The following is a 17,226-nucleotide window of genomic DNA, read 5'->3' on the forward strand; positions in this document are numbered from 1 at the left end:
ATGACTTCGACGACGGATATCACTGTGGGAGAGATTCTTCCGCAGCTCTCGATTTACGGCGACCCGACTTTTGTCGTCTCGGCGGCGCTCGCTACCCGAGACTTTCAAGATGTTCACCACGACCGCGACCTCGCACAGAAACGCGGCTCGAAGGACATCTTCGTCAACATCCTCACCGACACCGGGCTGGTGCAGCGATTCGTGACCGATTGGGCAGGACCGCGGGCCGTACTCACGTCGATCAAACTCCGCCTCGGAGTCCCCTGGTACGCCTACGACACGTTGACTCTCTCCGGAACGGTGACCTCTTACGACGAGGATCTCGTGTCGCTCGCGGTGGTCGGCAAGAACAGTCTGGGAGATCACATCACTGCGCAGGTCACACTGGCATTCCCGGCGTCAGGCTCGAACGGAGACATTGAAAACGGAGACATTGAATGAGCGCATTGTCCGGCAAGGCAGCGATCGTCGGAATCGGCGCCACTGATTTCTCGAAGGACTCCGGTCGCAGTGAACTGCGACTGGCCGCTGAGGCTGTTCAAGCCGCGTTGGACGACGCCGGTCTGACACCCGCCGACGTCGACGGTCTTACCTCGTTCACTATGGACACCAACACCGAAGTGGCAGTAGCTCGTTCGGTGGGTATCCCGAACCTCAAGTTCTTCAGCCGCATTCACTACGGAGGCGGTGCCGCTGCAGCGACGATTCAGCAGGCAGCCATGGCTGTTGCCACTGGCGTCGCGGACGTCGTCGTCGCCTATCGCGCGTTCAACGAGCGGTCGGGTGCGCGTTTCGGTCAGGTGAACTCCGGTCTTGTGGCGCAGGTCAATTCGTCGGGCACGGACAACGCTTTTTCCTACCCTCACGGATTGGGCACGCCCGCATCGTTTGTCGCGATGGTCGCGCAGCGATACATGCACGTCTACGGAGCGTCCAGCGAGGACTTCGGCCGAATCGCCGTCGCGGACCGTAAGCATGCAGCCACCAATCCGAAGGCATTCTTCTACGGAAAACCGATCACCCTCGAGGACCATCAGAACTCGCGATTCATCGCCGAACCTTTGCATCTCCTCGATTGCTGCCAGGAGTCCGACGGCGGCATCGCCATCGTCGTCACCTCGGCAGAACGAGCCAAGGATCTGAAGAACACCCCTGCCGTTATCGCAGCCGCCGCACAGGGCAGCGGGGCAGATCAATACATCATGACCAGCTACTACCGTGACGGTTTGACCGGCCTACCGGAGATGGGCCTTGTCGGCGATCAACTCTGGTCACAAAGTGGGCTGCGCCCGTCGGACATGCAGACGGCGATCTTCTACGACCACTTCACGCCCTATGTTCTGATGCAGCTCGAGGAACTCGGATTCTGTGGCAGGGGAGAAGCGAAAGACTTCATCGCCGGTGGCGCAATCGAACTCGGCGGCAAGCTTCCGATCAACACCCATGGCGGACAGCTCGGTGAGGCATACATCCACGGGATGAACGGTATCGCCGAGGGTGTTCGGCAGATCCGCGGTACTTCGGTCAACCAGGTCGACTCCGTCGAGAACGTACTGGTGACTGCGGGAACGGGCGTTCCGACATCAGGGCTTGTGCTGACTCGCTGATTGATTCGTGGGCACGGCTTCATCAAGCGTCACGGCCTGTTGGCATCGCATCGGAGGGATCCCTTCGATGCGGTGCTCGGCCGTATTCTGTTGTACCCGAGAAGCTGTTCTCAGGTTTTGAAGGTGGTGTTCGCCGGCCGTGGGTGCTGCCCGGGGTCGATCGAGGGTGGTGGGATGAACCAGGGTTTGTTGTCGACCCCGATTCGGATTTCCCATTTCCCGACGAACCCGGATCTGCGGTGCATCAACCGGTGATGTGAACGGCACAGCAGGACCAGGTTGTTCATCACCGTCGGCCCACCGTTCGCCCAGTGCCGGATATGGTGGGCATCCGTCCACGCCGGCACGCATGTGCAACCCGGGAACGCGCAGCCTCTGTCGCGGGCAATCAACGCAGTCCGTTGTTCGGCGGTGACCAGCCTCTTCCCTGGTTTCGCATCCAAGGGCGCGCCGTGATCGTCGAGCAGGACGGTGGAGAGGAAGCAGTCACACCCGAGGAGTCTGGTCTGCGATACGGACAGTGGTCCGAGCCAGGGCATGTGCCCGACATCAAGATCCGACGCAGACTCTTCACCATCAGAAGAGGCGGCGCAGTCTCGGTGCTCGGCCAGATCCCGAGCGTTGATGTGCACGTTCACATGCGGACGCTGCCCACCATCGGTACCGGTCTTGGCGCAGTCCAGATACCGGCGGATCAGTTCGGTGAACCCGTCCGCGGTCCGCTTTGCTGCGGACCGGGCATCAGGGGTTCCATCGGGCGCTGGGGTCGGCATCGTCAGATTCGACAACGCCGACAACAACATTTCCCCGGTGAGGGCGTCGAAATCGCCTCGCACTACCACCCGACCATTCAACGTCGATGCGATCCGCAACTCATTGAGATCGACATCCTCGGCGGGCGGAATCTCATCCGATTCGAACAACCTCTCCAACGTCGCGATCACGTTCCGCACCTTCGTCGTCGTCGCTTCCACACCCGACGCAGCAGCCAACAACAAATCGATGCACTTCGGTAGCGCCTCCTCCGGCATGCCTTTAGGTGGTGATTCACAGAACGCCACGATCAACACGGCATGATCGAACGAGCAATCCCCGCAATCGAACCGAGCCGCCACCGCCGGAAACGGCCGCAAAGCTGCACCTAACGCGGCGATCTTCTTCCCGTCCCGAACCTGCAGCATCGTGTTCGCCGCCAACCACGCACCCACCCCGCGGGACGCGATCACCTGATCATCCGGACGCATCGCCAGTTCGTCTACCACCGCCACCCGCACGGCTTCCAGGCGCAGAATCTCCGCACTCGCCTCGACAGCAGCGGCGCGTAACTCGGCGGCAGACAATCGCCACAGGCGTCCGCGTAACCCCACCGCAGAACCTGACACCACGTCCGACAGATAGACACTCATAGAATCCCCCGATCCCCTCCTCAAAGTGTACTCGAACACACGTTCGAGTCAAGGAAAATTTCGAACCCAATCTAGGATCGCTGGATGTTCACGTTGACTACGGAACGCCTTGTTCTGCGAGATTTCACGCCCGAGGATGAAGAGGCCGTCCATCAGTACGCGTCCGACCCCGCCGTCTGTAGACATGTTGATTGGGGTCCGAACACTCCCGCGATGACCAGGGCGTTCCTTACCGATGCGGCACTCGAAGCTGCGCTCGTCGAACGTCGCTCGTTCACCCTGGCGATCACGTCGAAAGCTGACGGAGCAGTGATCGGGTCGGTAGCTGCTTGGGAAGTATCCGCCGCGCACCGTCGGGCCGAACTCGGTTTTGTCGTGAACCCGAAGTTTCAGGGGCAGGGTTATGCGTCCGAGGCAGCGCGCACGGTTCTGGAACTCGCCTGTTCCCGCCTTGGAGCGCAGCGAGTGCAGGCAACGTGTCGTCCGGAGAACTCGGCGTCGGCGTCGGTGCTCGCCAAAATCGGCATGGTGGAGGAGGGACTGATGCGGGCGCACATGGTGATCCGGGGGACCGCGGTCGATTCGCTGCTTTTTGCCGCCGTACGAGCAGAGATCACGCCACCTGACTTTGCGTGACCTTCCCCGGCCCTGGTGCGATACTCGAACCATGTTCGAGGACGCCTTGCTCATCGATGTGGCCGGTCGGCCCACCATGCAGCATCATCAGGCCTTTTCTCAGGACTGGGACCGCATCAAGGAGTGGTCCGACAACATCTACATGCCCTATACGGTGACGCCGATCGGAAGTCGGTTGAAGCCGGCTTCGGACATGTACTCGGCGGCAGTCGGCAAGATCGACGTCACCAGATTCTGTTACGGGATTCCGGTCTCCGTCGGTGAATGTTCGCCTGAAGCCGGAAACATTCTGGTCCTGACGACGATCAGGGGCAACGGTCGACATGCACTCGGACGGGGCGCTGCGGCGAATACCGGAGTGGGGGAGACCTTTGTCGCAGACTGCAGCCGGACCGACTACTTCGTCGAATTCGACGAGGATCATCTGCAGCTGAATCTCACTGTGCCGCATCAGCTTGTCGCCGATCACGCCCAACAGTGGTACGGGGTAGTTCCCGATGACCGCCTGTGGCGGCACAAGTGCACGATCGGCGGGCGTGGCTCGAGTTGGCTGGCATTGATGGACTACGTCGTTCGCGCAATTGCAGAGTCACCCGACGCGATGTCGGATGAAAGGTTGGGTGTCAGGGTTCAAGAACTCGTCACGGCTCAGCTTCTCGACGAGTGGGCGACGCAGGCCGGGTTGCAACTCGGAGTCGACGTCGCCTCCGCCGAACCGGCCTACGTGCGATCGGCAGAGGAGTACATCGACACCTTCGCGCGCTCGGTGCCGACGGCGTCGGAGATCGCGGCTGCAGTGGGCGTCAGCGTCCGAGCGCTCACTGCGGGATTTCGACGGTACCGAGACACCACGCCGGGTCAACGACTGCGCACTCGTCGACTGGAGGGAGTACGTAGCGAACTGTTGCGTTCCGATGGGAGAACCGTCTCCGAAATCGCCAACGCCTGGGGTTACGTCAATCTGGGTATGTTTGCGGCGGCATACCGGAAACGGTTCGGGGAGCTACCTTCCGAGACTCGGAACCGGTTCTGAGGACAGCTGTTTGAACGGTCATGACGATCGGTTTACACAGTGGATGAACTGCCTTGATCCGTTGTTTCGTGTCGGAGCGTTCTGCAAGGATTGAATTCGAACGTGACAGCAATCCCACGAGCTAGGAGTACGTCATGGCAACTCGACTCAATCCGTACATCAGCTTCAACGGCAATGCCCGCGAGGCGTTGGAGTTCTACAAAGAAATCTTCGGTGGCACGCTGGCGCTGAGCACGTTCGGTGAGTTCGGCAATCCCGGTGAAGGCGGCGACAAGATCATGCACGGAATGCTCGAAACTGATCAGGGATACACCCTGATGGGTGCCGACACTCCGCCAGGCATGCCGTACAACCCCGGCGACAACATCACGGTCAGCCTCAGCGGCGACGACGGTGACGTGCTGCGCGGGTACTGGGAGCAGTTGTCGGGAACGGGAACGGTGAGCGTTCCACTCGAGAAGCAGATGTGGGGCGACGAATTCGGCGCCTGTACAGACAAATTCGGCATTTCCTGGCTGGTGAATATCGGAGCGCCCCAGAGTTGACTCCAGGCTCTGCCCGGTTCTGCCGAAACGAGACAGTTTTCCTGCCGTTTCGAGGCAGAACCGGGCATGTGATCGCCGTTACATTCTGTTCGACAAGACAAGTTGCGAGTCGGATGGAGAAATGCAGTGACGATCGAAGATATTGCGCGGAAACCTCTTTCGAAGCCCCGCCTCGACGACGTGCTGGCGCGAGCAACTCAGGGGGCTGACCGTGTCCCGGGTGTCGTCGCGATGATCACGGATCGAGAAGGCAACATCTACGAGAGTGCAGCCGGTGAGCGGACTCTCGGTCACGGCGAACCGATGACCCTTGATACAACTTTTGCGCTCTTCTCGACGACCAAGGCGATCACCGGTACCGCTGTCCTGCAATGTGTGGAAGAGGGGTTGCTCGATCTCGATGCGCCCGCTGCGACCTATATTCCCGAAATTGGTGAGCTGAAGGTCCTGGACGGTTTCGATGCCGGCGGAAACCCTGTTCTTCGGGAACCCAAGCGAGACATCACCACTCGCATGCTGCTCCTTCACACTGCAGGGTTCGGTTACGACTTCTTCAACGAGTCCTACAACCGGCTCTCGCAGGAACATGGGCAGCCCAGCGTGATTACGTGTAGCAAAGCCGCGCTCACGACGCCGCTGCTCTTCGACCCGGGTGAGAAGTGGGAGTACGGCACCAACATCGACTGGGCCGGACAGGTCGTCGAGTCGATCCGAGGTCAGCGGCTCGGCGATGTCATGCGCGAGCGCATCTTCGAACCTCTCGAGATGGCGGATACGGCATTCACGATGAGCCCGTCGATGAAGGATCGACTTGCGCCGATCCATCAGCGTGAGAGCGACGGAAGCCTCACTCCGCTCATAGGATTCGAGCTTCCGGCTGAGCCTGAGGTGCACATGGGTGGTCACGGTTTGCACGGCACTGTCGGCGACTACATGAAGTTCATCCGTATGTGGCTGAACGACGGCGCGGGTACTGCGGGCCGCGTGTTGTCGCCGGAGACGGTCGCTGCAGCCGTACGGAACGGACTCGAGGGCCAGCACGTCGGGTTGTTGCCCGGAGTTCTTCCGACACTGTCCAACGATGCGGAATTCTTCCCCGGCGTACCAAAGGGATGGGCATACTCCTTCATGACAAATGAAGAGGTGGCACCCACCGGCCGGCCGGCCGGATCACTGGCTTGGGCGGGTCTTGCAAACCTCTATTACTGGATCGACCGGCACACCGGCGTCGGCGGGTTCTGGGCAACGCAGATTCTGCCGTTCGCGGACGCTGGATCCATCAACGGATACCTGGAATTCGAGACCGCCGTCTACCAGTGATCGGCTAGATTCCCGCTGTCCGGGATCGACTGTTTCTTTCGGGTGGGTTCGGAGTACGCATGCAGTACAGCGCACGCTGGCATACGACGAACTAGGAGACGGCATGAACAGCCTCGAAGGCAGCTTCGAAGGAAAAGTTGCACTGATCACCGGTGCCGCACGCGGTCAGGGGCGCGCCCACGCTATCGCATTCGCGGAGCGTGGCGCGGACATCGTGATCTGCGATCGGTGCGAGAACAGTGATGTCGTCGCCTACCCCCTCGCGACGGAGGAGGACCTGAAGGAAACCGTCAGGTTGGTGGAGGCCACCGGTCGTCGGTGTATTGCAGTCAAGGCTGACACAGCTGATCGGGAGGCGATGGATGCGCTGGTTGCCCGCGCTGAAGCCGAGTTCGGCCGTGTCGATATCGCCGTCGCGAACGCCGGTGTGTCCGTGCCCGCTCCGATCACGTCGATGACGTCGGCACAGTGGAACGAGGTCATCTCGTCGAACCTGACCGGTGTGTTCAATACCGTGGCAGCCGTGTCGGGCGGAATGGCGGAACGTGGTTACGGGCGCATCATCACGATCTCCTCGATGATGGGTCGATCCGGTGGCACCCAGATGGCGGCGTACGGCGCCTCCAAGTGGGGTGTCATCGGTTTGACGAAGAGTGTGTCACTCGAACTGGCCAACTCGGGTGTGACCGTGAATGCTATTGCACCGGGCAATATCTCGACGCCGATGATTCACAACGACATGATGTACGCAATGATGCGGCCGGATCTGGAATCGCCTACGGCAGACGACGTCGAACCTGTGTACGCAACCTTGCACGCGCAGCCGATCGGTTGGCTGGATCCCTTCGAGGTCACCCGAGTCGTCCTGTTCCTCGCCGCCGACGCGAGTGCCCACATGAGTGGCATCGTGGTTCCTGTCGACGCCGGAGTAGCCGCTCGCTCGAACGCTTGACGGACAAGACTGTTCGCGCGAAAGCGCGGACCGGGTGGGTCGTCGGCGTCCTGAGTCTGAGCGGTGTGGTGGTCGCGCTGCAACAGACCTTGGTGGTGCCGGTCCTGCCTGCGTTCGCGACGGCATCGGGAGTATCGTCGTCCACCGCTTCCTGGCTGGTGACCTCGACGCTGCTGACCGGTGCCGTCGCGACCCCTCTCATCGGCCGACTTGCCGACATGTTCGGCAAGCGCGCGATGATGCTCGTCTGCCTCGTGGTGATGATCGTCGGCTGCATGGTTGCTGCGCTCAGTCAGAGTTTCTGGCTACTGATCCTCGGTCGCTCATTGCAGGGCTTCGCGACGGCGCTTCTGCCCGTCGGAATCAGCATCATGCGCGATGTCCTTCCCCCGGAAAAGCTCAGTGGTGCAGTAGCTCTCATGAGTGCGACGTTGGGTATCGGCGGAATGTTCGGCATGCCGATGGCGGGGGTGATCTCGGCGCATTGGGGATTATCCGCGCTTTTCTGGGTCACCGGCGGGTTCGGGGTTGTACTGGTAGTCGTCTTGCCGCTGGTGGTGCCGGAATCGGCTGTGAAAAGTCGAGGACGCTTCGACTTTCTGGGAGCCACAGTCCTCACATTCGCCATGACTGCACTGCTGCTGGCCGTTTCGAAGGGAACCGAATGGGGCTGGGGAAGCCTCCAGGTTCTCGTTCTGGTCGCGTCCGGAGTTGTCTTGCTCTGTGGATGGATCCCGTGGGAACTGCACACGCCGGCACCGTTGGTAGATCTGCGAACTTCCCTTCGCGCCCCGATTCTCGTCTCGAACGTCTGCGCGGTGTTGCTCGGATTTGCCATGTTCATCAGTGCGTTGGCGGCAACGCAGGAACTTCAGTTGCCCCTGGCGTCGGCTGACGGTCTCGGACTCTCAGCCGCCGAAGCGGGATTGGCGATGATGCCGGGCGGAGTTCTGATGATCGGGTTGGCGCCGGTGTCGTCGAAGGTGACGAGGCGATGGGGAGCGAAGGCCACGTTGGCGTCAGGTGCGATCGTCATTGCAATCGGATACGTCTTGCGTGTGCTGTTGACGCCGACGTTGGTCAATATCGTGATCGGCGCTGCCGTGGTGTCCGCCGGTGTTGCATTTTCCCTGGCAGCCATGCCGACGCTGATCACCGAATCTGCACCGATCCATCAGACTGCGTCGGCCAACGGATTCAACAGCTTGCTCCGCTCGGTCGGTACCTCCACCGGAAGCGCTGTTGCGGCAGCGGTATTGGCCAGTTCGACGGTGGTGATCGGTGCGACCGCTGTACCGACCCTGCATTCGTTCGCGGTTTTGTACTGGATCGGAGCGGGTGTATCGGCATTGGCCGCAGCCGTGACGTTGGCAGTGAGAGTGGATCGGACGGGTGCGGTATCTGTGTCCGAGTTGCCTACTGCAGCAGAAACCGACGGCGTAACGAGGATCGGGTGAGCCGAGGGACTCACCCGATCCTCGTCACCGTTATCTCCTACTGGAATCGACCAGGTACTCGAGATTCTGGTTGTACGGTGTGGCCGTTACCGCAGCGTGTGAACTCACCCGGGACACCTCGGTCGAGCCGCGAACGACTGTGGCTTTGACAGCGCCTACCTTCAACGGTGCGATGCAGCTGCTCATCCCGGCCGGAGAATTGCAGGTGGTTGTTGTGCTTCCCACTGTCACCTTGACGACCGCAGGCGCAGTCAAGAAGGAAAGAACTTCGACGGTATCGCGAGCGGGAGATGACCATTGGCGCAGTGTCATAGGGGCGGCAGAACGGTTTGTGGGGACCGCGGAGACCGACTGATTGCGATAGATGAGATAGGCGGTGTCGCGAACTATCGCGGGCGAGGCGCCGGTGCGGAAGCTGTACAACCCGTAGGAACTCATGTCGAGCAACGCGCGTCCATGACCGGCGCTGGGCGCGAACGACGTTCCCTCGCTGTAGTCGTTCCAGGTGACGAGCTGTACCCATTCGCTGTTGGACGCAATCGCAATCTGCCACATGTTCTGCAGATTCTGTGAATTCTGTGCCTCGTCGTAGATCGACTGACTCGGACGAACATCTTGGAAGGCGACTGGCTGCATCCATATCTTTCCCAAGGAGTGAGCGGCAGCGGCAAGTCCCATCGGAGAGTTCGGGTTCGAGGCCGAGAGCGGATTTCCTGCCGGGTTTCGATTACCCCAATTCGACATCCCATAGCTGATCGATGCAAAAGAATTCCGGTTGGCTGCGGCGTCGAGGAAAACCGGAACAAATGCCACGTTGATTCCGTATGAATTTTTCATTATGGTCATGAATTCCGACCACCAGCCCGCAGTCTTGTTTTCGGCAAGAAATGGCGATATCACGAGCCGTCCGTCGTTCAATTTGAATGATGAAGCCATGGACGAATACGGTTTCATCTCAGCTGCCATTTGGGCGGCGGTCATGTTTTTGAACGCGCCGTTCATATCAGGCATGAGCATGATCTTGAAATTCGGATCGACCGACGCCGCCGCTTTGATCAGTGCAGTGGGCACAGTGGAACCCCACCAACTGGTGTCGGTTGCCTTGGCGATGATGTCGACGGAGAATCCGTCGATGCCCGCAGCGATCGCCGAACGAACCTCGTTTTCGAGATCGCGTTGGCGCCACTGTGCATCGGCGATGGGTTGCCGCGGACTCGGCCGATCGCGGAGGAATCCTCCGTAGCGGACGTGCTTGTTGTTCTCGCCGTTGACCGTAAGATATTGTGTCGCATAATAATCACCGGATGGATTCGCGTTGTCGATCGATACCGGATATGGCGGGAAGTAGTGAGCGAAAACCAACTTCCCGTTGAGTGCTGACTTCGGCGGTATGTCGAAGGGCAACGCTGCAGATTCGGGATTCGCAGAGAACGAAGTCGGTGTGTACGTCGGCGCGGAGCGTGGTTGCGTGTTGTACGCGGAGATCAGTGCGGCCACGACAATCACGGCCAGTGTGAAGCAGATCGTCTCGAAGGGATATTTCGCCGTTCTTCGGATGCATTGAGTTCTGGTGCATGGAGTTCGGACGCTCATGGCGCAGTCAGCCTTTCTCGATCCCCCGAAGTGTGAGTCTTCCCCGCGTGCACTGAATCGGTGATCAATTCTTTTCGGCCTCTGCTTGGTTCATTTCGAGATTCGGCACCAGATAGCCGCTGTCATTGGGCCGAGTGCCACTTGCGGTACGAGTGTAACGCTGCCGCGTCTGTCGTGAATACCCGAAAATGATCTTTATTCAAGAAATTTCGAGTTTTTCTTTCGGGTGTATTTCGGTCGAAAGGTTAGTGAAATTTACCGGCTGTATTGGACAGGACGGGGACGTGCGGCTTGTGCCGTACCTCGTGACCGAAAGCCACCGGCGAAACCGGCGAGGTGATTGCAGCCCGTCAACTGACGAAATTTCCTGGAATGTGTCGGCCTCCTGGGTCACACTGGGGAACGGACTACCGACGGATTACCGATGCGGGAGGGCTCATGACCGAAGCGATTGTGGCCGAGGGGCTGGTCAAGAAGTACGGCGAGGTCACGGCATTGGACGGCATCGACCTGGAAGTGCGCGAGGGTTCGGTGATGGCTTTGTTGGGTCCCAACGGTGCCGGAAAAACCACTGCGGTAAGGATATTCACGACGCTGCTCATTCCGGACGGTGGTCGCGCCGAGGTTGCCGGGCTGGACGTGGTCGAGGATGCGCGGGCGTTGCGATCCAAGATCGGAGCTTCGGGTCAATACGCCGCGGTCGACGAGTACCTGACGGGTTACGAGAATCTGGATATGGTCGGGAGGCTGTATCACCTCGGCGCCCGAAGCAGTAAGGCCCGAGCGCGTGAATTGCTCGAGCAGTTCGATCTGGTGGAGGCCGGCGATCGGCCGGTCAAGGGCTACTCCGGTGGAATGCGCCGCCGTCTCGATCTCGCCGGCGCATTGGTTGCTCGCCCGCAGGTGTTGTTTCTCGACGAGCCGACCACCGGCCTCGATCCTCGGGCGCGACTCGGTCTCTGGGATGTCATCGAAGGGTTGGTGGCGCAGGGAACCACGCTGTTGCTCACGACGCAATACATGGAAGAAGCCGAGAGATTGGCCGACCAGATCGCCGTCATCGACCGCGGTTCGGTCATCGCACGCGGTACTGCAGATCAGTTGAAGGCGCGGGTCGGGGGAGAGCGCATCGAATTGAGTGTGCACGAGGTCGAGCACCTCGACATCGTCCGAGAGGAATTGCGCTCGCTTGCCGTCGGGGACATTCAGGTTCAAGAGAATGTTCGTCGCGTCACCGTTCCTGTCGACGACGGCACCGATGCGTTGGTCGCAGCGCTGAATCTTCTGTCGGCACGAGGCATCCGGGTGTTCGACGTCGGTCTGCGCAGACCTACTCTCGACGATGTCTTCCTTACACTGACCGGGCACCAGGCTGAACTGGAGGATCAGAAATGACCGTGCAGATGGCGCTCGAAGACGGTTTGACCATCGCCAGGCGAAACTTGATCAAGATCAAGCGCGTTCCGGATCTTCTGGTGTTCACCACTCTGTCGCCGATCATGTTCGTGCTCTTGTTCGCATACGTCTTCGGCAGCGCGATCTCCGTCCCGGGTACGTCGTATCGAGAATTCCTGATTGCCGGAATCTTCACCCAGACAGTCATATTCGGTGCTACCTGGACTGGCTTGGGGATGGTCGAAGACATCCAGAAAGGAATCATCGACAGATTTCGATCGCTCCCTATGGCTCCGTCCGCCGTGCTGACCGGACGAACATCAAGTGACGTGTTGATCAACGTCATCAGTTTGGTGGTCATGTCGTTGACCGGTCTTCTGGTGGGGTGGCGTATCCATTCCAGCTTCCTCGAAGCGGTGGCGGGTTATGCGCTACTTCTGTTCTTCGCGTACGCGTTGTCATGGGTCATGGCTGTTGTCGGGCTTTGGATCCGGACGCCGGAGGTATTCAACAACGCGAGCTTCATCGTCATCTTTCCGCTGTCGTTCATCGCGAACACTTTTGTCGAGACCACCAATCTTCCCGGCCCGCTCAAAGTGATCGCCGAATGGAATCCGGTGTCGGCGGTGACTCAGGCGGTGCGTGAATTGTTCGGCAATACCAACCCTGCGATGACAGTTCCGGATGCGTGGCCACTGCAGAACCCGGTCATCGCGTCGTTGTTGTGGACTTTCGGTTTGCTGATCGTCTTCGTACCGTTCGCTATTCGTCGCTATCAGAAGGCAGTCAGCCGCTGACCTGGTGGTTCCGGCCGGTAGGGTAGGTATGTGCCGGAGTCTGAACGCATCGACAAACGCAGCCTGAGATACGCCGGGCGACGTGAGGAGTTGCTCGACGCGCTGACCCGGTACGTCATCGACAACGGTGTCGGGGAAGTGACGGTGAGGCAGCTCGCCAAGGCTGTAGGTGTGTCGCATGCGTCGTTGCTCAACCATTTCGAGAGCAAGGAGAATCTGCTCTCCGAGGTAATCGAGAACATGCGTAGCGAGTCCATTCCGATTGCGGTCCCGATGGAAGCGGGGATCGATCCGGCGACAGTGCTGACCGCGTGGTGGACCGAACGTACGACGCCGGAGGTCCTGCCCCGATTCCGAGTGATGGTCGAGATCTACGCCCTCGCGCTCGGCGATCGCGAACGCTACGGACGGTTTTTGGACCGTTTCGTGGGTGATTGGATCGAAGCTCTGGAAACCGGACTTCGGCAAGCGGGCTGTCCCGAGGAGGATGTTTCGTCGGTCGCTACCTTGTTGCTTTCGCAAATGCGGGGTTTGTCGATGGATCTTCTGGCCACGGGGGACCGGGCTCGCGTCGATCGCGCGTTCGGGCTTTTTGTCGACGGCTTTGCCGCCCACGCTCGGAACTGGTCTGTGCCTTCATGATTCGATCGCCGTCAACGCTGACCGATCACCACGGTTGACGCGGTTTCATTGTAGGTTGCCACACGAGTGAGAAACCCTCCCCGAGTGAATGTTTCGACGGTCATCTCGACCTGCTCCGTGCTCGTCTCGACGAGTAGGTGGCCGCCCGGTCGTAGCCACGGCGCAGCATCGGCGATGATGCGGCGCTGCAGGTCCAGACCGTCGGGGCCGCCGTCCAACGAGACTCTCGGTTCGTGAAGTCGCGCTTCGGGCGGCATGAGTCGGATTGAATCGGTGGGGACGTAGGGCGCATTGGCGACGACGACGTCAACACGACCTCGCAACTTCGTCGGCAGTGGGCGGTACAGATCGCCTTCGAGTACACGCTCGGGCGGTGCGATGTTCCGGCGAGCGCACCGAATCGCTGCCGGTTCGATGTCCACCGCGTAGAGATCGACAGTATCGATCTTCGCCTGCACAACAGCCCCGACAGCTCCTGAACCACAACACATGTCGATGACGACGCTTCCCGAGTCGACGAGTGTGCAGGCCTGTCGAGCGAGGAGTTCGGTGCGTCGGCGGGGGACGAATACTCCAGGGTCGATGTGGATGCGCAATCCGCAAAATTCGGCCCACCCGATGACAGGCTCGAGGGGCTCGCCGGCAACTCGTCGATCGATCATCGCGTCGAGTTCGTCGCGCGAGCGTGCGGCGTGGAGGAGTAAGCGAGCTTCGTCCTCGGCGAACACGCAACCTGCTGCCCGGAGGATCGCGGCCACCGAATTCTGCTGCGAAGGGGGAGAGGTCGGGAGATCAGGCGCTGACATGAGAGAGCCTTTCGGCCTCCTGATCTCGCGGGGGACCTGCATGTATAGAACACCGCCACCTTACCGGAGCAGGCGCGTGACGACGGGGAATGTGCAGCGGGAATCTAGGTTGACCAATTGGTAGGGCTGTTCTAGGGTCTGAACTCGATCGGCTGATGTGGGGCTGATCACCACATACGGCAGTGTCAACGCAATCGGTAGGAGAAGGCACGTGAGCAAGCGGCTCTGTAGGACGCTCGTCGGATTGGGTGCGAGCGCATTGGTGGCGTTGACCGTCACAGTGCCGGCCGAGGCGGAAGAGAACGATCTTCCGGGCTCCGTGGTGAGCCACGAGTCGCTCGGCCCCGATCGGGTGATCCCCGGCGCTGTGAGCGCAACAAAGGTGACGTACTGGTCGACGGGCCCGAAGGATGCGCCGATGACGAGTACCGGTGTGGTGTACCGCCCCGAGGGGGCTCCGCCCGAGGGTGGTTGGCCAGTCATTTCCTACGCGCACGGAACGGTCGGTGTCGCGGATCAGTGTGCGCCGAGCAGTAGCGTTCCGCTCGAGCGGACCGCGACGCATCTCGGGCATTGGCTGGAGCAGGGATATGCGGTGGTGACCACCGACTACGTGGGGCTCGGAACACCCGGTGTTCATCCGTATCTCGACGGTCGTTCCGCTGCGCACAGCGTTGTCGACATGGTGCGTGCCGCTCGTGCGGTCGACGACGACCTGTCGAGCGCCTGGGTAGCGATGGGGCAGTCACAGGGTGGACAGGCGACTATGTTCACTGCTTCTCTTGCCACCGATTACGCGCCGGAGTTGGACTACCGCGGCGCTGTCGCCACTGGTGTCCCCTCGAACATCGAAAATCTTCTACCGCTCGGTGGCCCCGCCTTCCCGGCACTTCCACTCAAGGGTACGACGGTCTACATCGCGAATGTTCTTGACGGATTGCGTGCTTCGCGTCCGGACATCGACATCGACTCGTATCTGACCCCGCTCGGCAAGACCATCCTCGACGACGTCGAGAACAACATGTGTTACACCGAGGCGCGCACCAAATACGGAACCGTCACGCTCGGTCAGGTGCTGTCGAAGTCGCTGGACAATCCAACGTTCATGGACGCTGCGCGCGAGCTGCTCACTGTGCCGACCGCAGGATACGACCGCCCGTTCTTCATAGGTCAGGGACTCTCGGACATCGATGTTCCGGCGCCACTGACTTTGAAGTTTGCTGCTGACCTTGCTGCCAACGGCGTGGACTTTGCATTCCATACCTATCCCACGGATCACCTGGGAACCGTTCCGGCTTCGGTTCCAGATAGCACCCCGTTTGTCGCGGCACTGTTCTCTGGTCAAAGGCCCTGCACCGGAAGCCTCTGCTGACCACTGTCTTTCAGGTGGCGCCAACTCCGCGCAGAAAGATGTCGATCGGGATCCGAAGTTGCCGAACGGTTTCGGAGGAGCGAGCATCTCGGCTACGTGCTCCGAGGCAGTAGTCGAAGATCAAGCCCTCCAGAAGGCTCAGGAAATTTGCAGCGGCGACGTCAGGATCGTCAACGCCAATGGTGTCGAAGATAGGTCTTGCCTTCTCCTGTGAAAACAGGCTGCCTTCGAGGAGTTGGTGCAATGCCGAATCTCGGGGAGTTTCCACGAGCAGTGCGTATCGAGCGATCAATTCGTTTCTGCGGTGCGAGAGAAGATCATCGAGATACTCAGCCGTCAGGGCAGCAGGATCGCTGGGCCTCTCGCGGAGTTCGTCGAATATCGAACGTGACCGGTGCACGATGTGCAATGCGGTTTCTTCGAGAAGTGCCTCGCGAGTGCGGAAATAGTACGACGTCGAACCGGCAGGAAGTTCCAGGGACTGATCAACCGCCCGATGGGTGAGTGCACGCGGGCCCTGCTCGGCGATGATCGTGACGGCGGATGCCGCGATGAGGGCTCTGCGATCGGGCTTCATGTCGTTCCTTGCTGTCGATGTTGCATGCTGCCGGAGTTGAATGTTGCTGATGGTGCGTCGTGAGGGTCACATTGACTCGATTTGTCTTCGGTCATTAGCCTCGACTCTACAGATGTAGAGGAGCCTCATGTTACTGGACGAAGAGCAGTTGGCGGCACGTGAAGCCCTCGATGCACTGCGGGTTCGGATCTCCGACGGTGAGGTCGGGGGTGGGATCTATCTCTGGGGAAGCGTCGGTCGCGGGAAGACGATGCTCATGGACGAGTTCTACGACGAGCTCCCGGTCGGCAAGCGGCGCATTCACTTTCATCGGTTCTTTGCAAACCTGCACGCCCGGGCGCATGAACTCGGATCGATGGGTTCGGCGCTGGACCACGTGGTGGACGGAATCCGCGTGCTCTGTTTCGACGAGTTCCACATCGACGACGTCGCCGACGCGATGTTCATGGCAAGGGTTCTCGATACAATCGTCGCGAAAGGTGTGACTGTTGTTGCCACGTCCAATGTCCCGCCGACCGAGCTTCTTCCCAATCCGCTTTTTCACGAACAGTTCGTGCCGTCCATCGAGTTGATGGAGCAGAGGCTCAAGGTGATCGAGTTGGGCGGCTCTGTCGACTATCGGACGGCGGGTCAGCCGGGTGCCGGGGACTACCGGTTTGCGACAGGGGAATTCCTCGTCGACTCGGAAATCGTGAGGCCTTCGGGTGAGGACGTCGAATTGACGATCGGCACACGCACATTGGCATGCTCGGCGATTCGAGACGGCGTCGTCTGGTTCGACTTCGAGGTGCTGTGCGGCGGTTCGACCTCGGCCGCCGACTACCTCGAGCTCGCCTCTCACTTCGGCGACTGGGTGATCTTCGGGGTGCCGGCGCTCGCTGAAGCTTCGGAATTTGCTGTCCGCCGCTTCGGTAACGTCGTCGATGTTCTGTACGACGTCGATGCACGGCTGACCGTGTATGCCGCTGCCGGTGTGGAGGAAGTGGCGGGCAGTCTTCGGGGCGTTTCCGGATTGGCGCGCCTCTACAGCCGACTGTCGCTACTGGCGCGGTCGGAGCTGGACAGCGTCAGTTGAGGCCCAGCGTCAG

General features: G+C 60.3%; 17 protein-coding genes. 13 read left to right on the top strand and 4 right to left on the bottom strand.

Annotated elements, in window-relative coordinates; genetic code table 11:
* Together ACFWEM_RS16140 and ACFWEM_RS16145 are read left to right on the top strand one after the other, a co-directional pair.
* The gene (locus ACFWEM_RS16140) at positions 1-441 is read left to right on the top strand and encodes a MaoC family dehydratase (RefSeq protein ID WP_378535008.1); all 441 of its coding nucleotides are present in this window, start codon (positions 1-3) and stop codon (positions 439-441) included.
* Positions 438-1,607 carry a lipid-transfer protein gene (locus ACFWEM_RS16145; protein WP_003945661.1) on the top strand — a complete coding sequence of 390 codons (1,170 nt, stop codon included), beginning with the start codon at positions 438-440 and terminating at the stop codon, positions 1,605-1,607. The genes ACFWEM_RS16140 and ACFWEM_RS16145 overlap by 4 nt, the downstream gene beginning before the upstream one ends.
* A 110-nt stretch (positions 1,608-1,717) precedes the next feature.
* Here ACFWEM_RS16145 and ACFWEM_RS16150 read toward each other — a convergent pair whose 3' ends face one another.
* Complete coding sequence (locus ACFWEM_RS16150) at positions 1,718-3,013, bottom strand: DUF222 domain-containing protein (protein ID WP_378535010.1); 1,296 nt, start codon at positions 3,011-3,013, stop codon at positions 1,718-1,720.
* Between the two features lie 84 nt (positions 3,014-3,097).
* Between ACFWEM_RS16150 and ACFWEM_RS16155 the strand changes: the two genes are divergently transcribed.
* From ACFWEM_RS16155 to ACFWEM_RS16180, 6 genes are all read left to right on the top strand, one after another.
* A complete protein-coding gene (locus ACFWEM_RS16155) occupies positions 3,098-3,649 on the top strand; it encodes a GNAT family N-acetyltransferase (protein ID WP_378535012.1) in 552 nt (183 codons plus the stop codon).
* A 31-nt stretch (positions 3,650-3,680) separates the two neighbouring features.
* Entirely contained in the window at positions 3,681-4,682 is a 1,002-nt protein-coding gene (locus ACFWEM_RS16160) for a helix-turn-helix domain-containing protein (RefSeq protein WP_378535014.1), read from the top strand.
* Positions 4,683-4,816: 134 nt separating this feature from the next.
* A complete protein-coding gene (locus ACFWEM_RS16165) occupies positions 4,817-5,227 on the top strand; it encodes a VOC family protein (protein WP_047269632.1) in 411 nt (136 codons plus the stop codon).
* Between the two features lie 126 nt (positions 5,228-5,353).
* A complete protein-coding gene (locus ACFWEM_RS16170) occupies positions 5,354-6,547 on the top strand; it encodes a serine hydrolase domain-containing protein (protein ID WP_378535016.1) in 1,194 nt (397 codons plus the stop codon).
* 103 nt (positions 6,548-6,650) lie between these two features.
* A complete protein-coding gene (locus ACFWEM_RS16175; RefSeq protein WP_378448231.1) occupies positions 6,651-7,499 on the top strand; it encodes a mycofactocin-coupled SDR family oxidoreductase in 849 nt (282 codons plus the stop codon).
* On the top strand, positions 7,496-8,956 hold the full coding sequence (locus tag ACFWEM_RS16180; protein WP_378535018.1) for an MFS transporter: 1,461 nt from the start codon (positions 7,496-7,498) through the stop codon (positions 8,954-8,956). The genes ACFWEM_RS16175 and ACFWEM_RS16180 overlap by 4 nt, the downstream gene beginning before the upstream one ends.
* A 30-nt stretch (positions 8,957-8,986) precedes the next feature.
* On the opposite strand, the gene ACFWEM_RS16185 is transcribed toward ACFWEM_RS16180, so the two are convergent.
* Positions 8,987-10,462 carry a glycoside hydrolase family 71 protein gene (locus tag ACFWEM_RS16185; RefSeq protein ID WP_378535020.1) on the bottom strand — a complete coding sequence of 492 codons (1,476 nt, stop codon included), beginning with the start codon at positions 10,460-10,462 and terminating at the stop codon, positions 8,987-8,989.
* A gap of 525 nt (positions 10,463-10,987) precedes the next feature.
* On the opposite strand from ACFWEM_RS16185, the gene ACFWEM_RS16190 reads away from it, so the two are divergent.
* From ACFWEM_RS16190 to ACFWEM_RS16200, 3 genes are read left to right on the top strand one after another with little or no spacing between them, the layout of a single operon-like run.
* Complete coding sequence (locus ACFWEM_RS16190; RefSeq protein ID WP_378535022.1) at positions 10,988-11,944, top strand: ATP-binding cassette domain-containing protein; 957 nt, start codon at positions 10,988-10,990, stop codon at positions 11,942-11,944.
* Complete coding sequence (locus ACFWEM_RS16195; protein WP_003945537.1) at positions 11,941-12,741, top strand: ABC transporter permease; 801 nt, start codon at positions 11,941-11,943, stop codon at positions 12,739-12,741. Before ACFWEM_RS16190 ends, ACFWEM_RS16195 begins: the two co-directional genes overlap by 4 nt.
* Positions 12,742-12,771: 30 nt before the next feature.
* Positions 12,772-13,383, top strand: coding sequence for a TetR/AcrR family transcriptional regulator (locus tag ACFWEM_RS16200; RefSeq protein WP_378535024.1), 612 nt, complete (start codon positions 12,772-12,774; stop codon positions 13,381-13,383).
* 11 nt (positions 13,384-13,394) lie between these two features.
* Here ACFWEM_RS16200 and ACFWEM_RS16205 read toward each other — a convergent pair whose 3' ends face one another.
* On the bottom strand, positions 13,395-14,189 hold the full coding sequence (locus ACFWEM_RS16205; protein ID WP_378535026.1) for a putative protein N(5)-glutamine methyltransferase: 795 nt from the start codon (positions 14,187-14,189) through the stop codon (positions 13,395-13,397).
* 211 nt (positions 14,190-14,400) lie between these two features.
* Between ACFWEM_RS16205 and ACFWEM_RS16210 the strand changes: the two genes are divergently transcribed.
* Positions 14,401-15,561, top strand: coding sequence for a lipase family protein (locus ACFWEM_RS16210; RefSeq protein ID WP_378535028.1), 1,161 nt, complete (start codon positions 14,401-14,403; stop codon positions 15,559-15,561).
* A gap of 10 nt (positions 15,562-15,571) precedes the next feature.
* On the opposite strand, the gene ACFWEM_RS16215 is transcribed toward ACFWEM_RS16210, so the two are convergent.
* The gene (locus ACFWEM_RS16215) at positions 15,572-16,138 is read right to left on the bottom strand and encodes a TetR/AcrR family transcriptional regulator (protein ID WP_378535030.1); all 567 of its coding nucleotides are present in this window, start codon (positions 16,136-16,138) and stop codon (positions 15,572-15,574) included.
* Positions 16,139-16,265: 127 nt separating this feature from the next.
* On the opposite strand from ACFWEM_RS16215, the gene zapE reads away from it, so the two are divergent.
* On the top strand, positions 16,266-17,213 hold the full coding sequence (gene zapE, locus ACFWEM_RS16220) for a cell division protein ZapE (RefSeq protein ID WP_378535032.1): 948 nt from the start codon (positions 16,266-16,268) through the stop codon (positions 17,211-17,213).
* The last annotated feature ends 13 nt before the right edge of the window (positions 17,214-17,226 follow it).

This window comes from Rhodococcus sp. NPDC060176, from assembly GCF_042728675.1.
Classification (GTDB): Bacteria; Actinomycetota; Actinomycetes; order Mycobacteriales; family Mycobacteriaceae; genus Rhodococcus_F.

Excerpts from the sequence above, each read along its gene's own strand:
- ACFWEM_RS16140 (WP_378535008.1), top strand. The coding sequence starts at position 1 with ATGACTTCGACGACGGATATCACTGTGGGAGAGATTCTTCCGCAGCTC.
- ACFWEM_RS16150 (WP_378535010.1), bottom strand. The coding sequence starts at position 3,013 with ATGAGTGTCTATCTGTCGGACGTGGTGTCAGGTTCTGCGGTGGGGTTA.
- ACFWEM_RS16145 (WP_003945661.1), top strand. The coding sequence starts at position 438 with ATGAGCGCATTGTCCGGCAAGGCAGCGATCGTCGGAATCGGCGCCACT.
- ACFWEM_RS16155 (WP_378535012.1), top strand. The coding sequence starts at position 3,098 with ATGTTCACGTTGACTACGGAACGCCTTGTTCTGCGAGATTTCACGCCC.
- zapE (WP_378535032.1), top strand. The coding sequence starts at position 16,266 with ATGTTACTGGACGAAGAGCAGTTGGCGGCACGTGAAGCCCTCGATGCA.
- ACFWEM_RS16165 (WP_047269632.1), top strand. The coding sequence starts at position 4,817 with ATGGCAACTCGACTCAATCCGTACATCAGCTTCAACGGCAATGCCCGC.
- ACFWEM_RS16190 (WP_378535022.1), top strand. The coding sequence starts at position 10,988 with ATGACCGAAGCGATTGTGGCCGAGGGGCTGGTCAAGAAGTACGGCGAG.
- ACFWEM_RS16205 (WP_378535026.1), bottom strand. The coding sequence starts at position 14,189 with ATGTCAGCGCCTGATCTCCCGACCTCTCCCCCTTCGCAGCAGAATTCG.
- ACFWEM_RS16215 (WP_378535030.1), bottom strand. The coding sequence starts at position 16,138 with ATGAAGCCCGATCGCAGAGCCCTCATCGCGGCATCCGCCGTCACGATC.
- ACFWEM_RS16160 (WP_378535014.1), top strand. The coding sequence starts at position 3,681 with ATGTTCGAGGACGCCTTGCTCATCGATGTGGCCGGTCGGCCCACCATG.
- ACFWEM_RS16175 (WP_378448231.1), top strand. The coding sequence starts at position 6,651 with ATGAACAGCCTCGAAGGCAGCTTCGAAGGAAAAGTTGCACTGATCACC.
- ACFWEM_RS16195 (WP_003945537.1), top strand. The coding sequence starts at position 11,941 with ATGACCGTGCAGATGGCGCTCGAAGACGGTTTGACCATCGCCAGGCGA.